Annotated in this window: 1 protein-coding gene; it reads right to left on the bottom strand. The window is 72.6% G+C overall.

Annotated features, from left to right (window positions below; all coding sequences use genetic code 11):
• The coding region (locus Mth01_RS29450; protein WP_407695994.1) for a helix-turn-helix transcriptional regulator at positions 1-516 on the bottom strand (516 nt) is incomplete at its 3' end.
• Between the last annotated feature and the right edge of the window lie 25 nt (positions 517-541).

Below are 541 nucleotides of genomic sequence, written 5' to 3' on the forward strand. Positions count from 1 at the left end.
CTCACGCGGGGTGAAGCGAGGTCCTGCGGGGGTGCGGGGGGTGATCCGGTCGACGCGGAAGGTGCGCCAGTCCTCGCGGTCGAGGTCCCAGGCGACGAGGTACCAGTGCCCGCCCCGGCTGACGAGGTGATGCGGCTGCACCCGGCGCGGCGGGGGCCACTCGCCGCCGTCGTCTCCTCTCTGCGGCGAGTAGTCGAAGCGCAGCACCTGGCGGGCGTGCACCGCGGCGCTGAGCTCCATGATCACACCGCTGTCGGTTTGCGGGTCCGTCCGGCTACCTGGCCGCTCGACGGTGGTGATCTGGAGGGTGTCGATCCGGTGGCGCAGCCGGGCAGGCATGACCTGCCGTACGGTGTTCAGCGCCCGTGCCGCGGCCTCCTCGATGCCGGCCCCCGACATGGTGGCGGTCTGGAGCGCGACGGCCAGGGCGACGGCCTGCTCGTCGTCGAACAACAGCGGGGGCAGGTCCGTGCCCGCCTCAAGCCGGTAGCCGCCGTCGGGGCCTTTGGTCGCCACGATGGGGTAACCAAGCTCGCGCAGG

It is taken from the genome of Sphaerimonospora thailandensis (genome assembly GCF_016863115.1).
In the GTDB taxonomy this organism is placed as follows: Bacteria; Actinomycetota; Actinomycetes; order Streptosporangiales; family Streptosporangiaceae; genus Sphaerimonospora; species Sphaerimonospora cavernae.